This window comes from Paenibacillus glycanilyticus (assembly GCF_051200795.1).
Classification (GTDB): Bacteria; Bacillota; Bacilli; order Paenibacillales; family Paenibacillaceae; genus Pristimantibacillus; species Pristimantibacillus glycanilyticus.
Genome location: NZ_CP195155.1, coordinates 5,203,284 through 5,215,877, shown reverse-complemented (window position 1 = coordinate 5,215,877; position 12,594 = coordinate 5,203,284). Strand labels below are relative to the sequence as shown.

Here is a 12,594-nt window from a genome sequence, read left to right as displayed (position 1 = left end):
GGCGTATAATCGTTACGTCATATTAATCGAATCGTATCAGCCGAATTTCGTTTTTGAAAACGGGGGAACCAAACCGCTGTCCGGAGCAATCCGCCAGCATGGGGTGAATTTCGAGCATTCCGCTTGAATAGGGCTGCCTTTCCAGGCCCGAATCCGTCAGCTAACCTCGTAGGCTGCGTGGAACAGGACTCATTTGCATGGGAGTTCCCGTGCTTTTTTTTATGCCCAAATGTTGAAAGATCTATTAAAAGGAGAGAAGAATGGCCAAATATCTCAATATCCTGAAATGGTCGCCGCCAAGGATTCTGGTCTTTGGTTTTGCCATGATTATCGTGATTGGAGCCGTGCTGCTGTCAATGCCCTTCTCCTCAAGCGATGGCTCGCGCCTGCCCTTTATCGATGCGTTGTTCACGGCAACCTCGGCGACCTGCGTGACCGGACTTGTTGTCGTCGATACGGGTACATACTTCTCTACCTTTGGCAAAATCATCATCCTCTCTCTTATCCAACTTGGCGGATTAGGCTTTATGACCATGGCCACGCTGATTGCGCTGGTGCTGCGCAAGAGGATTTCGCTTAAGGAACGGCTCATTCTGCAGGAAGCGATGAACCAGACGAGTATGGAGGGTATCGTCAGACTAATCCGCAGAGTGATCTTCTACTCTTTAACGATAGAGCTGGTTGGCGCTGTTCTGTTTGCCGTCCGATTCGCCTTTGACATGCCGTTTGGGAGAGCGGTATGGTTTGGGCTCTTTCATTCGATATCCTTCTTCAACAACGCAGGCTTTGATATCTTCGGCCATTTCCGCAGCTTAACGATGTACGTAGGGGACCCGCTCGTTAATATCGTGTCGATGCTGCTCATTATTTTTGGCGGATTAGGTTTTGTGGTAATGGCGGATTTGCTGGAGTTCCGGAAAAACAAAAGACTGTCGCTGCACAGCAAGGTTGTTCTCTCGACAACCGGCATCCTGATTGCCGCTGGCGCTGTTGTTATTTTCGTTTTCGAGTTTTCGAACAGCAATACGCTTGGTTCCCTCAATTGGGGCGAAAAGATTCTGGCTTCCTTCTTCCAGTCCGTTACGCCTAGAACGGCGGGGGCCAACACGCTGGATTATACCCAGCTTCGGCAGGCGACCGTCTTTTTCACCGTTATTCTGATGTTTATCGGCGCTTCGCCGGGCTCTACAGGCGGGGGAATCAAGACGACAACCTTTACCACGATGGTCGGGGCGGTTATCGCGATGATCCGCGGGCGGGAAGATATCGTTCTTTTCCATTACCGGCTTGGGAAGGACCGGATCTTCAAGGCGCTGACGATTACGATGCTGTCGCTCACGCTGGTCCTATTGGTAACGATGCTGCTGTCCACGACGGAAGACCAGCAGTTCCTGAAAATTTTATTCGAAACAACGTCGGCGTTTGGCACCGTTGGCCTAACGACGGGCATTACGCCTGAGCTGACGTTCTTCGGCAAAATAGTCATTGCGGTAACGATGTTCGCCGGACGGCTTGGTCCGCTGACGCTTGCTTACGCGCTAGGGCCAAAAACAGAGAAAGAGCTGTACCGGTATCCGGAAGGCAAAATTACGATTGGATAGGGGAATAGAGAGCAAGAATGAAGAACAATCAATTCGTGATCGTAGGCTTGGGGAGGTTCGGCTCCAGTCTTGGAAGAGAGCTTATTAAGCTGGGCTATGAGGTGCTTGGAATCGACCGGGATGAGGAAGCCGTTCAGGAGATGAGCAATGTGCTGACCTATACGGTGTCGGCGGATTGCACGGACGAAGAGACGCTGCGATCACTAGGCGTTCGTAATTTTGACTGCGGAGTCGTGGCGATTGGCGATGACATTCAGGCCAGCATACTGACGACTATATTATTGAAGGATTTGGGCGTGAAGCGGGTAGTAGCTAAAGCGATGAGCGAGCTGCACGGACGCGTGCTGGAGAAAATTGGCGTTGACCGCGTTATTTATCCGGAGCGGGATATGGGCATCCGGGTTGCCCATCAGCTTGTCTCCCCGAATCTGCTTGATTATATCGAGCTGTCGAAGGAGTATACCATTGCCGAGCTTTCGGTGCCGAAATGCCTGAACGGCAAGTCGCTTCAAGACATGAATTTGCGCGCCCGGTTCGGATGCAGCATCGTAGCCATTAACAAGCCTTCCGGTATTATAATTGCTCCTACGGCGACGGATGTGGTGACGGAAAAGGACGTTATGGTCGTGATCGGAACAAACGACCAGATTGAACAGTTTGAAGAAACCATAATCAGGTGATGATAAGGACAGTGGGCGCCGTTAGCGTTCATTGTCCTTTTGTTTGCTCGCTGCTGAGGTGGGGAATGGATGGGGCGGGATGGCTCGGCGGGACGGGGTATCTCTTCCGGCCGCTGTTGTCATTCCTTTGCTCTGAACAGGTTTACATAGGGGTAGCAAAGGAAGTGACAAAGGCGAACGCTGCGCTCCTCCAGAGATACCCCTTTCCCGCCTCGCGCCGCACCCATCCATTCCCCCTGCGAGGGAATGAAAAAGGACAGTGAAGCGCTAAAAAGCGCTACCACTGTCCTCCCTTGCGGGAGCGAGAAGAGCGGAGAGCTCAAAGGCTAACAGCATAAAGGCGAAAAGCATAAGAGCGAAAGACACAAGAGCGAAAGACACAAGAGCGAAACCTACTGACCTAACTCCGAGATCCAACGCCGGACCGCCGGATGAAGATCGGAAGGGTCATTGTGGATGAGACAAGTCGTTCGCTTGGTCTCTTCCAGCTCGCGGATGGGGACAACGACAAGCTCGTTGTCGGCGAGTAACTGCTTGCGCATATAGGAATGCGGGAGCAGGGTTGCCGCTCGGCACGTATGAAGAAGACGGACGATAGCCTCGAAGGAGTCGATCTCCATCCGGACATCCGGCTGAAGATGGTATTTGGCGAATACTTCGTCGGTCAGCTTGCGGTACCATGTGCCTTTGGAGAACAAAATCATGGGCAGCCCGTTTAAATCTTCTATTGAAAGAGGCTCCTCATGCGTTACGGTTACGCTGGTCGGGATAACGAGCAGCAGATGATCGTCAAACAGCGGCACGCAGTGAAGCTGGGAATCTTCAATCATGGAAGCAACGATGGCGATATCCGCTTTGTTGTCGCGGACAAGCGTGACAATCTCGTGGGTTTTGCCGGTTACGGCCTTGATATCGAATTCCGGATGACTGGCGTTTAACGTCTTTATGAAATCGGGTAATGTGGTTTGAAGCGTCGTTAAGCTTGCCCCAATTGTGATGGAGGTTCGTCCCGCAGCGGTGTACTCGGCAACGGAATCCATGTAACGACGGTGCAGCTTGCGGAGGTTCACGGCATACTCGTAAGTCAATTGACCGACGCGGGTCAGCTCAAGCCGCTTGCCAACGCGTTCGAACAGCTTGGCGCCTATCTCTTCTTCAAGCTTTGCTATTTTGCGGGACAAGGCCGGCTGGGATAAATTAAGCAGGCTAGCCGCTTTATTCATGCTGGAATGTTCCACGATGGCAGCAAACATATGAAATTCTTCGATCATTTTGGTCTCCCCGATCGCTTATGTGAATTGGTTATAATAAATTATAATAAATATGCAATTCCATTATAAGCTCAAAAGGAGTAGGATTAAAAGGGTGGCATACACGGAACGTTCACAATTTGAATAACGCCCAAGAAGTGAAGGTAAGCTTCTAATTTTAATCCTGGTACTTTGCGGGGACCCCATTGCAATAAAAGTCGGGAAATGAAACTTTCGCAAATGGTGTCGACTTTTGTTGACGGACTTAAAAGCCGGGGGTACAATGTAGAATGGTTTGTCAACAGCAAAAAATGTCATGGAGCGACCACAGTCTGGAAAGGAGAAGTATTAATGAAAGGAAATTCGTACTACTGGCGCAAGCTGCACTCTCTGCTTGGGGTGATTCCGCTGGGTGGATTTATCATCGTGCATGCCCTGGCCAATTTTCAGGCGTATGAGCGTGGGCCGGAAGGCTTCACCAGAGCGGTTAATTTTATTAACGGCCTGCCTATCGTAACGCTGCTCGAAATCTTCGGTATCTATCTGCCGATTTTGTTCCACGGTGTTTACGGTTTGTATATGGCTTATCAATCGAACCTCAACTCGGGACGTTTCAAATATGAGCGTAACTGGGCATTTACGTTGCAGCGTATTACAGGGGTAATCACGTTTATCTTTATTATCTGGCACGTGTTCGAGACTCGCGTGCAGGTAGCGCTTGGCAATGTAACGCATGAAGAGCTTGGCTCGACTATGCATAATATTGCAACCAGCCCTGCTTTGTTCATTCTGTACCTCATCGGTATTCTCGCTGCCGTATTCCACTTCAGCAACGGCCTCTGGGCGTTCCTGATCAGCTGGGGTATTACGGTATCTCCGAAAGCTCAACGGGTTTCGGCGAATATCTGCATGGTAATCTTTGTGCTTGTAGCTGCGCTGTTCATCCTGTCCCTCGTAGCGTTTATGGGCGACGAGTTCAAGGAAACGGCAAGTGCCGCATTGGCATTGACCAATATCGGTTAGTAGTATTTAGACAAGGAGCGAAACGTTATGGCTAAAAATAAAATTATCGTCGTTGGCGGCGGTCTTGCGGGCCTTATGGCAACCGTTAAAGCGGCGGAAGCGGGCGTGCATGTGGATCTGTTCTCCCTCGTGCCGGTGAAACGTTCCCATTCCGTTTGCGCGCAAGGCGGCATTAACGGCGCTGTAAATACAAAAGGTGAAGGCGACTCCCCTTGGGAGCATTTTGACGATACCGTATATGGCGGCGACTTCCTCGCGAATCAGCCTCCGGTAAAAGCAATGTGCGAAGCCGCACCTGGCATTATCCACTTGATGGACCGCATGGGCGTTATGTTCTCCCGTACGCCAGAGGGTCTGCTTGACTTCCGTCGTTTCGGCGGCACGCAATATCACCGTACGGCATTCGCGGGCGCAACAACCGGCCAACAGCTGCTGTACGCATTGGATGAGCAAGTTCGCCGCTGGGAAGCAGCCGGTCTCGTAACGAAATACGAGCATTGGGAATTCCTTGGCGCCGTACTGGACGACGAAGGCATCTGCCGCGGTGTTTCGGCACAAAGCCTGCGTACGATGGAAGTACATACTTTCGTCGGCGACGCCGTTATTCTCGCATCCGGCGGTCCTGGTATCATTTTCGGTAAAACAACGAACTCCGTTATCAATACAGGTACTGCCGCATCTGCTGTATACCAGCAAGGCGTACATTACGCAAACGGCGAATTTATCCAAATCCATCCAACGGCTATTCCCGGCGACGACAAGCTGCGCCTGATGTCCGAATCGGCACGCGGCGAAGGCGGCCGGATCTGGACGTACAAAGACGGTAAGCCTTGGTACTTCCTTGAAGAGAAATATCCGGCGTACGGCAACCTTGTTCCGCGCGATATCGCAACACGCGAAATTTTCAGCGTCTGCGTTGACGAGAAGCTTGGCATCAACGGCGAGAACATGGTTTACCTTGACCTGTCGCATAAAGATCCGAAGGAGCTTGACGTTAAGCTTGGCGGCATCATCGAGATTTACGAGAAGTTCATGGGCGACGACCCGCGTAAAATCCCAATGAAAATCTTCCCTGCGGTTCACTATTCGATGGGCGGCATGTGGGTTGACTACAACCAAATGACGAACATCCCTGGTCTGTTCGCGGCAGGCGAATGCGAATACCAATACCACGGCGCGAACCGTCTCGGCGCAAACTCGCTCCTGTCCGCTATCTTCGGCGGTATGGTTGCCGGTCCTAAAGCCGTTGAATACATCAAAGGCCTTAAGAAATCGTCCGAAGACGTTTCCTCTTCGGTATTCGACCGCGAGAAGAAACGCCACGAAGACAAGTACAACAAGATCCTCGGCATGAACGGTACCGAGAATGCTTACGTTATCCACAAAGAGCTTGGCGAGTGGATGACCAACAACATGACGGTTGTACGCTTCAATGACAAGCTGCAGCAAACGATCGATAAGATCAAAGAGCTGAAGCAGCGTTACCAAAACATCAACATCAACGACTCGCTCAAATGGAATAACTCCAGCGTAGCGTTCACGCGCCAGCTGTGGAATATGCTTGAGCTGTCCGAAGCGATGACTCTGGGTGCTTTGCTCCGTGACGAAAGCCGCGGCGCGCATTACAAGCCGGACTTCCCGGACCGTAATGACGAGGACTTCCTCAAAACAACAAAAGCAACCTGGACGCCTGAGGGTCCGCAAATCTCGTATGAGGATGTTGATACTTCCCTCATCAAACCGCGTAAACGCGACTATACAGCCAACAAGAAGAAAGGAGAATAACAATGGCTCAAACGACAGCAACGAAAACCGTAAAATTCGTTATTACCCGTCAAGACGGTCCGGACTCCGCACCTTATACCGAAGAGTTTGAGATTCCTTACCGCGCCAACATGAACGTCATCAGCGGCTTGATGGAAATTCAGCGTAATCCGAAAAAATCGGATGGCGGAAACACGGCTCCGGTATGCTGGGAATCCAACTGCCTTGAGGAAGTGTGTGGTGCCTGCTCGATGGTTATCAACGGCAAGCCTCGTCAGGCCTGCAGCGCGCTGATCGATAAGCTGGAGCAGCCGATTCGCCTCGAGCCGATGCGCACATTCCCTGTCGTGCGTGACCTTGTTATTAACCGCGAGCGCATGTTCAACGCGCTGAAACGGGTTAAAGCATGGATTCCGATCGACGGTACGTATGATCTGGGCCCTGGCCCTCGTCTGGCTGAAGAGAAGCGCCAATGGGCATACGAGCTGTCCAAGTGCATGACTTGCGGCGTTTGTATGGAAGCCTGCCCGAACGTTAACGATCGCAACAGCTTTATCGGCCCGCAAGCGATCTCCCAGGTCCGCCTCTTCAACGTTCACCCTACGGGTGAAATGAACAAGGCTGAACGTCTGGAGACGTTGATGGAAGACGGCGGTATCGAAGGCTGCGGTAACTCGCAAAACTGCGTGCGTTCGTGCCCGAAAGGCATTCCGCTTACGACTTCGATCGCTGCGATCAACCGCGATACGACCAAACAATTGTTCAAAAAATGGCTTGGCTAAGAAGGACGCCCTCCGCAGCAGCGGGGGGCTTTTTCTTGCTCTTATTTGATAATGATAACTATTATCAATAATAGTAATGGAGTTGGCGATGAAAGTCAACTCATGCAAAAAAGCTGCGCCGGACAGGATAGGGATATCCTTAGTCCGGCACAGCTTTTTTGTTGTACAGCTTTACATCCAATGCTCGCCCCAGCTTTGAATCGATTCGATTACGGGTTGGAGCTCGCGACCCTTCGGCGTTAACTCATATTCGATTCGAACAGGCATTTCAGGATAGACAGTTCGTTTCACGATGCTTTGACTCTCTAGTTCCTTCATCCGATCCGTTAACATTTTGTCGCTCATCTCGGGGATCTGCTCTTTAATTTCCTTGAACCGTTTAGGTCCGCCAAGCATAACCCGGATGATAAGCCCTGTCCATTTCTTACCAAGAATGTCGGCCGCAGCTTCATACTTTGGGCACATAGTTGAATAATCCAACGCGATCACCCCTTTTTCTACCTATATTGTAGCATATGTTCTAAGGAAAAGTAAGTTCGTTAGCATAGCCAAATTTGGGTATTCGCTAATTTTTATTTATATACTTGACTAAAGTAAGTAACATACATTATGATAAGTGCATCAAAGAGAGCGGCCGCTCAACAAACGAGAAGAGATAAAGGGAGAGGTACTATTATGATGGATACAGGATTATTGATTATACGGGTTATTATTGGTTTGTTGATGATCGGACACGGCGCGCAGAAGCTGTTTGGCTGGTTCGGCGGATACGGTCTGAAAGGTACTGGCGGATGGCTTGAATCGATCGGAATGAAGCCAGGCGTATTGATGGCAGCCGGTGCAGGTTTGTTCGAGGTATTGGGCGGCGTACTGTTCGGAGCGGGGCTTTGGGTGGAAGTGGGAGCGGCATTGCTCATTCTTACCATGATTGTTGCGATTGCGAAGGTGCATGGCGCTAACGGCCTTTGGGTTACTCAAAACGGTTACGAGTACAACCTGGTTCTGATTGCCGTTTTTCTTGGCGTAGCCTTCACGGGCGCCGGAGATTTCTCGATTGACGCATTGCTGAATTAAGGCAAATTAGAAAAAGCACCTCAGGGTTCTGCGCGGGCAGACTCCGGGGTGCTTTTGCTTTGTAAGGGATAACGGTCAAATCCGGATAATAATAAGCCCGGCGATCGTCAAAATAAAAGCGGCCCATTGGGCACGGTTCAGCTTTTCCTTGTAAACGAGTATGGAGCCAGCTGCGACAACAAGGCTGTTCGTCGCGAAGATTGGCGCAGCCAGATTGGAGGGGCCGGTCGCTAATGCAACGGCATACAGCTGAAGCCCGCCGTATGAGAATACGCCGGCTAGAAGTCCCAGCTTGAGGCCTGTTCGGAACGCTGCCGAGCTGCTCGCTTTGCGAAGAGGAATCGCAAACCAGATTAGAGATAAGGCGTAACCGATAAACAAAATGGGGGCACTGGATAGACCCAGCTCTTCGGTTACTTTTAATCCGGCATTGCGAAAGGTAAAGAACAAGATCGCAGCGGTTACATACAGGTACCATCGCGATTGCACGGAAGAGGGTGCCGATTGTTTTTTATACGAAATCAAAACCACGGCGGCAAGCAGCAATGCAATGCCCGTTGCTTCCGCATAATGCAGCTTCTCGCCGTAATACAATGTACCAAGCGCAATAACAAGCACGATATTCATGTTCGTAAGCGGGGACGTCAAGGCAGCGGGGCCATAGTCCAGCGCCTTCATAAATAAAGCATTGCCAAGAGCAGAGCCTGCTCCAATAATGATTCCGGCCAGCCATATCCGGTAATCGCTTAATTGATGAATCGTTCCTTCCACGGCTGCATGCATGCCAAAGCCCGCCGTTCCCGAGGCGTACAGCCCAAACAGCATGACCGAGACATTCCCCCGGCGCATTTGGCTTACCTTCATCCACCAGCCTGCCAGTCCAAACAGCAAGGCGCTGCCGACTGCGATTGCCAGCCACATCCGTTTGTCATCTCCTACCTGAATTTGTTACACAATTGAAATAGTTCTGTTACGGTACAAACATATTATTAGGCTATTATAATAAACAAGACCCCCTTTTAATATATCGATTTTGGACCTGTGAGCGCACAGGTCCACTTTTTTTGTCCGGAAACGGAAAATCACGAAACAAAAAAGGCTCTGCCAGTTGGCAAAGCCGGAATTTCATTTATTACAAAGGAACGATGATTTGCTGGCGCTTGCGGTAGAAGACCCACTGCGAGAAGCCGATTTCCTTCAAGCGCTTGCGCACTAGCTCGAAATCCTCGCCTATGCGGCTTGGTTTGTGAGCGTCGGAGCCAAACGTAACATTTACGCCAAAATGAAGCGCTCTCTCGAGAATCGCATCGGAAGGGTACCAGCCGCCAACATCCTTCGTGCCGCCCGACGTGTTGATTTCGATGGCAACGTCGCAGTTGGCGATAACGCGGAGCGTATCGTCGATAACGTCATTCGCCGGAATATCGGAGAAGGCAGGGTAATAGCCCTTCATCGCATCGATATGGCCCAATATGTCAAACATGCCGCTGCGGGCGGATTGCTGGATCAGCTCGTAATACGCCGTTTTTTCCGAAATCTGCTTCTCATCGGACAAGCCTTTCCAGCGGTTGCGGTTAAAGATGCTCACTCCGCTTACCTGATGGACCGAACCAATCAGGTAGTCAAACGGGATATTGCGGTAGGCATCCCGGTAAGTATCGGCATGCTGCGGGAAGAAATCCGACTCCATGCCAAGGAGTACTTCAATGCGGTCTTTATATTTCTCCTTGAGGCGCAGCACCTCGTCTACATAGCTCTGAAAATCGCTTCGGGCCATTGCGATACCGGGAAAAGGCTGGTCCTGCTTGCTTCCGAAATACGGCGAATGGTCGGAAATGCCAATGACCTCAAGGCCAGCGTCAAGCGCGGCAATGATGTAATCTTCGATCATGCCGTCGGCGTGGCCGCAACGTTCGTGATGAGTGTGCAAATCGAATTTCATGATGAGTTCCTCCTGAAAACGAAATGATTCGTAAGTTTGGTTTACTCGCTGCCAAGAAACGATTGCTCAGGCATGCCTTTTAAGTCGCTTAAAAACTGCTGCATGGCTGTATTTAAATATCTGCCGGATTTATAAACGACAGCTACCGGGTGCTCCGGCTCAAGCTCTGCCACTTTGATGATCTTCAGTGAGCCAAGCTTCAACTCATTGGCAATGGACAGTTTGGATACGACGGCAATGCCAAGATTTATTTCAACCATTCGTTTTACTTCTTCGCTGCTCGACAGCTCCATAATAATATTCGGCTGGATATTGTTCTTCTTGAAGATTTGATCCAGGAAGCGGCGGCCAAGCGTGTCGGGCGCAAGCATGATAAAGGGGAAGTCCTTGATCATATCTATCGTAGTATGTACTACTTGGCTTAATGGATGAGCGGGAGAAGCAACGAGGACAAAGGAATCGTAATAAAGAATGGATGTGTCCATGTTCGGATTTTTTTCCGAGATGTAAGTAATGCCCATATCGACGGAACCGTTCTCTACGCTGGCTAGAACTTGCGAGGACGGCATCGTGTGGATCGTCGTTTTGATCAGCGGATACTGGTCCTGGAAGTAAGATAACACCCGGGGCAATATTTGAATGGCCATGGATGAGGTTGTTCCAAGAACAATATGGCCTTGAGGTATCGCATTCAGATCGGACAGCTTCTGCTTTAATTCTTCAACAACCGCAAGTATTCTCTCCGCGTGCTCCAAAAAAACTTTTCCGTGGTCGGTCAGGGTAACGGGCTGATTGCGATCGATGAGAACTGTCTTGAACTCGTCCTCCAGCGTCTTGATTTGAGCAGAGACGGCCGGCTGTGTCAAATTCAGCAGCTCGCCGGCTTTGCGGAAGCTCATCGTCTTGGATATGGTGAGGAGCGTTTCAAGCTGGCTAATATTCAATTCAATTCCCCCTCGAACATGATCACTATATATTATAAAGCAAATGGATGATTACAGCAAAAAAGCGAGCAAGCTTCAAAAATTCTTAAGAAGATGTTTTCGAAGCATCATGGCCGCCAACGGTTAATGTTAATTTTTTGTAGGGCTATTCATTTTTAAAGGAATAAATGGGGGACCGTCGAACTATTGCTGAAGTATGGCCAATACCTAAAACGGGGGGCGTTTGTTCTGGATCATAGAGCATTGCGTGGCTGGAAAATGTACGACTGGGCAAACTCCGCCTTTGCCACTACGATGATGGCAACGGTGCTGCCGGTTTATTATTCCGATGTCGCAGGCGTTCATCTGGCGGGCAACCGGGCTGAGACCTATTGGGGCTATACCCAAAGCATTGCGATGCTGCTGGTGGCCGTGTTGTCGCCGATTCTTGGGGCCATTGCCGATTATACGGGCTCCAAGCTGAGATTTCTGTCCGTATTTATGCTGCTTGGCGTCTTGTCCTGCGTATTTATGGCGTTTGCCGGTGAGGGAGACTGGCTGCTGGCCTCAAGCTTGATGGTGCTGGGCTCCATAGGCTTCTCCGGAGGAAATACCTTCTATGACGCGATGCTGGCGGATGGTGTACCGCAGGAGTCGAGGGACCGCGTCAGCTCACAGGGCTATGCTTACGGTTATGCCGGAGGCGGCCTGCTGCTGCTTATTAACGTTATCATGATTCAAGGCTGGGAGAAGCTGGGCTTCCCAAGCAAAACGTTTGCTACCCAAATGGTCTTTATTACGGTAGGGATTTGGTGGCTGCTGTTCTCCGTTCCGATTCTTCGCTGGGTGAAGGAAACCAGGAGGCCGACTGACCATCTGGGCAAAGGTGAAATCATTCGGGCTGGCTTTGTCCGGATTGGAAAGACCTTCTCGGTTATTAAGCGATATCCCGAGCTGCTGAAATATATGGCTTCCTTCTGGTTTTTTAACGATGGCATCAATACGGTTATCGTCATGGCAACGATTTACGGAGCGGGTATCGGTATTGATACAAGCGATCTGATTATTGCGCTGCTGATTACGCAGTTTGTCGGATGGCCATGCACGATCCTGTTCGGCAGGCTGGCCGGACGTTTCGGTTCGAAGCGTATGCTGTATTATTCCTTGATGATCTATGTCCTTATCGTTTGCCTTGGCTTCTTTATGACCAGCGCCATCCATTTCTATGCGCTTGCCATCATGGTTGGCCTTGTTCAGGGCGGAAGCCAGGCGGTAGCCCGTTCCATCTATGCCAATCTGGTGCCGCCTTCGCGGACCGGCGAGTTTTTCGGTTTTTTGGCGCTGTCGAGCAAGTTTTCCTCCTTTGCGGGTCCGTTTGTATTCTCCGTGGTAGGGACCATTACCGGTTCGAGCCGGGTCGCGATTTTGTCTCTGATTGCTTTTTTCATCATTGGAATCGTTTTATTGTGGAAGGTGAATTTGGAAAAAGGCGCAAGCGAAGCGGCAGAGGAAGAGATGGCATAAGCAGGCTTCCGCAGCTAATGCTATAATGGAT

The 12,594-nt window shown here is 50.5% G+C and carries 12 protein-coding genes and 1 riboswitch; of the genes, 7 read left to right on the top strand and 5 right to left on the bottom strand.

Features of this window, described 5'->3' with window-relative positions:
* Window positions 1-28: 28 nt before the first annotated feature.
* A riboswitch (cyclic di-AMP (ydaO/yuaA leader) is annotated at window positions 29-190 on the top strand.
* A 70-nt stretch (window positions 191-260) separates the two neighbouring features.
* Window positions 261-1,601 carry a TrkH family potassium uptake protein gene (locus ACR9FF_RS23465; RefSeq protein ID WP_435165364.1) on the top strand — a complete coding sequence of 447 codons (1,341 nt, stop codon included), beginning with the start codon at window positions 261-263 and terminating at the stop codon, window positions 1,599-1,601.
* Between the two features lie 17 nt (window positions 1,602-1,618).
* Window positions 1,619-2,281: a potassium channel family protein gene (locus ACR9FF_RS23460; RefSeq protein WP_015846363.1), complete on the top strand. Its 663-nt coding sequence runs from the start codon at window positions 1,619-1,621 to the stop codon at window positions 2,279-2,281.
* Window positions 2,282-2,673: 392 nt separating this feature from the next.
* Here the strand turns inward: ACR9FF_RS23460 and ACR9FF_RS23455 are convergent, their stop codons facing one another.
* Entirely contained in the window at window positions 2,674-3,552 is an 879-nt protein-coding gene (locus ACR9FF_RS23455) for a LysR family transcriptional regulator (protein ID WP_127493118.1), read from the bottom strand.
* A 330-nt stretch (window positions 3,553-3,882) separates the two neighbouring features.
* Between ACR9FF_RS23455 and ACR9FF_RS23450 the strand changes: the two genes are divergently transcribed.
* Genes ACR9FF_RS23450 through sdhB form a run of 3 tightly spaced genes read left to right on the top strand, consistent with a single transcriptional unit; the run spans window position 3,883 to window position 7,100 of the window.
* Entirely contained in the window at window positions 3,883-4,554 is a 672-nt protein-coding gene (locus ACR9FF_RS23450) for a succinate dehydrogenase cytochrome b558 subunit (protein WP_015846360.1), read from the top strand.
* Between the two features lie 27 nt (window positions 4,555-4,581).
* Entirely contained in the window at window positions 4,582-6,339 is a 1,758-nt protein-coding gene (gene sdhA / locus ACR9FF_RS23445) for a succinate dehydrogenase flavoprotein subunit (RefSeq protein WP_127493115.1), read from the top strand.
* Between the two features lie 2 nt (window positions 6,340-6,341).
* The gene (gene sdhB / locus ACR9FF_RS23440; protein WP_015846358.1) at window positions 6,342-7,100 is read left to right on the top strand and encodes a succinate dehydrogenase iron-sulfur subunit; all 759 of its coding nucleotides are present in this window, start codon (window positions 6,342-6,344) and stop codon (window positions 7,098-7,100) included.
* Window positions 7,101-7,271: 171 nt separating this feature from the next.
* Here the strand turns inward: sdhB and ACR9FF_RS23435 are convergent, their stop codons facing one another.
* Complete coding sequence (locus ACR9FF_RS23435; protein WP_236013489.1) at window positions 7,272-7,580, bottom strand: winged helix-turn-helix transcriptional regulator; 309 nt, start codon at window positions 7,578-7,580, stop codon at window positions 7,272-7,274.
* Between the two features lie 195 nt (window positions 7,581-7,775).
* Between ACR9FF_RS23435 and ACR9FF_RS23430 the strand changes: the two genes are divergently transcribed.
* On the top strand, window positions 7,776-8,174 hold the full coding sequence (locus ACR9FF_RS23430; protein WP_435165357.1) for a DoxX family protein: 399 nt from the start codon (window positions 7,776-7,778) through the stop codon (window positions 8,172-8,174).
* A 75-nt stretch (window positions 8,175-8,249) separates the two neighbouring features.
* Here ACR9FF_RS23430 and ACR9FF_RS23425 read toward each other — a convergent pair whose 3' ends face one another.
* The 3 genes from ACR9FF_RS23425 to ACR9FF_RS23415 all read right to left on the bottom strand — a co-directional run bounded on the left by ACR9FF_RS23425 (window position 8,250) and on the right by ACR9FF_RS23415 (window position 11,060).
* A complete protein-coding gene (locus ACR9FF_RS23425) occupies window positions 8,250-9,095 on the bottom strand; it encodes an EamA family transporter (protein ID WP_435165354.1) in 846 nt (281 codons plus the stop codon).
* Window positions 9,096-9,306: 211 nt separating this feature from the next.
* The gene (locus tag ACR9FF_RS23420; protein WP_201008010.1) at window positions 9,307-10,116 is read right to left on the bottom strand and encodes a histidinol-phosphatase; all 810 of its coding nucleotides are present in this window, start codon (window positions 10,114-10,116) and stop codon (window positions 9,307-9,309) included.
* 41 nt (window positions 10,117-10,157) lie between these two features.
* The gene (locus tag ACR9FF_RS23415) at window positions 10,158-11,060 is read right to left on the bottom strand and encodes a LysR family transcriptional regulator (protein ID WP_127493105.1); all 903 of its coding nucleotides are present in this window, start codon (window positions 11,058-11,060) and stop codon (window positions 10,158-10,160) included.
* Window positions 11,061-11,288: 228 nt separating this feature from the next.
* Between ACR9FF_RS23415 and ACR9FF_RS23410 the strand changes: the two genes are divergently transcribed.
* Window positions 11,289-12,563 (top strand): MFS transporter, encoded by a 1,275-nt coding sequence (locus ACR9FF_RS23410; protein WP_435172196.1) that lies wholly within the window; start codon window positions 11,289-11,291, stop codon window positions 12,561-12,563.
* The last annotated feature ends 31 nt before the right edge of the window (window positions 12,564-12,594 follow it).

Excerpts from the sequence above, each read along its gene's own strand:
- ACR9FF_RS23465 (WP_435165364.1), top strand. The coding sequence starts at position 261 with ATGGCCAAATATCTCAATATCCTGAAATGGTCGCCGCCAAGGATTCTG.
- ACR9FF_RS23425 (WP_435165354.1), bottom strand. The coding sequence starts at position 9,095 with ATGTGGCTGGCAATCGCAGTCGGCAGCGCCTTGCTGTTTGGACTGGCA.
- sdhA (WP_127493115.1), top strand. The coding sequence starts at position 4,582 with ATGGCTAAAAATAAAATTATCGTCGTTGGCGGCGGTCTTGCGGGCCTT.
- ACR9FF_RS23455 (WP_127493118.1), bottom strand. The coding sequence starts at position 3,552 with ATGATCGAAGAATTTCATATGTTTGCTGCCATCGTGGAACATTCCAGC.
- sdhB (WP_015846358.1), top strand. The coding sequence starts at position 6,342 with ATGGCTCAAACGACAGCAACGAAAACCGTAAAATTCGTTATTACCCGT.
- ACR9FF_RS23430 (WP_435165357.1), top strand. The coding sequence starts at position 7,776 with ATGATGGATACAGGATTATTGATTATACGGGTTATTATTGGTTTGTTG.
- ACR9FF_RS23460 (WP_015846363.1), top strand. The coding sequence starts at position 1,619 with ATGAAGAACAATCAATTCGTGATCGTAGGCTTGGGGAGGTTCGGCTCC.
- ACR9FF_RS23450 (WP_015846360.1), top strand. The coding sequence starts at position 3,883 with ATGAAAGGAAATTCGTACTACTGGCGCAAGCTGCACTCTCTGCTTGGG.
- ACR9FF_RS23420 (WP_201008010.1), bottom strand. The coding sequence starts at position 10,116 with ATGAAATTCGATTTGCACACTCATCACGAACGTTGCGGCCACGCCGAC.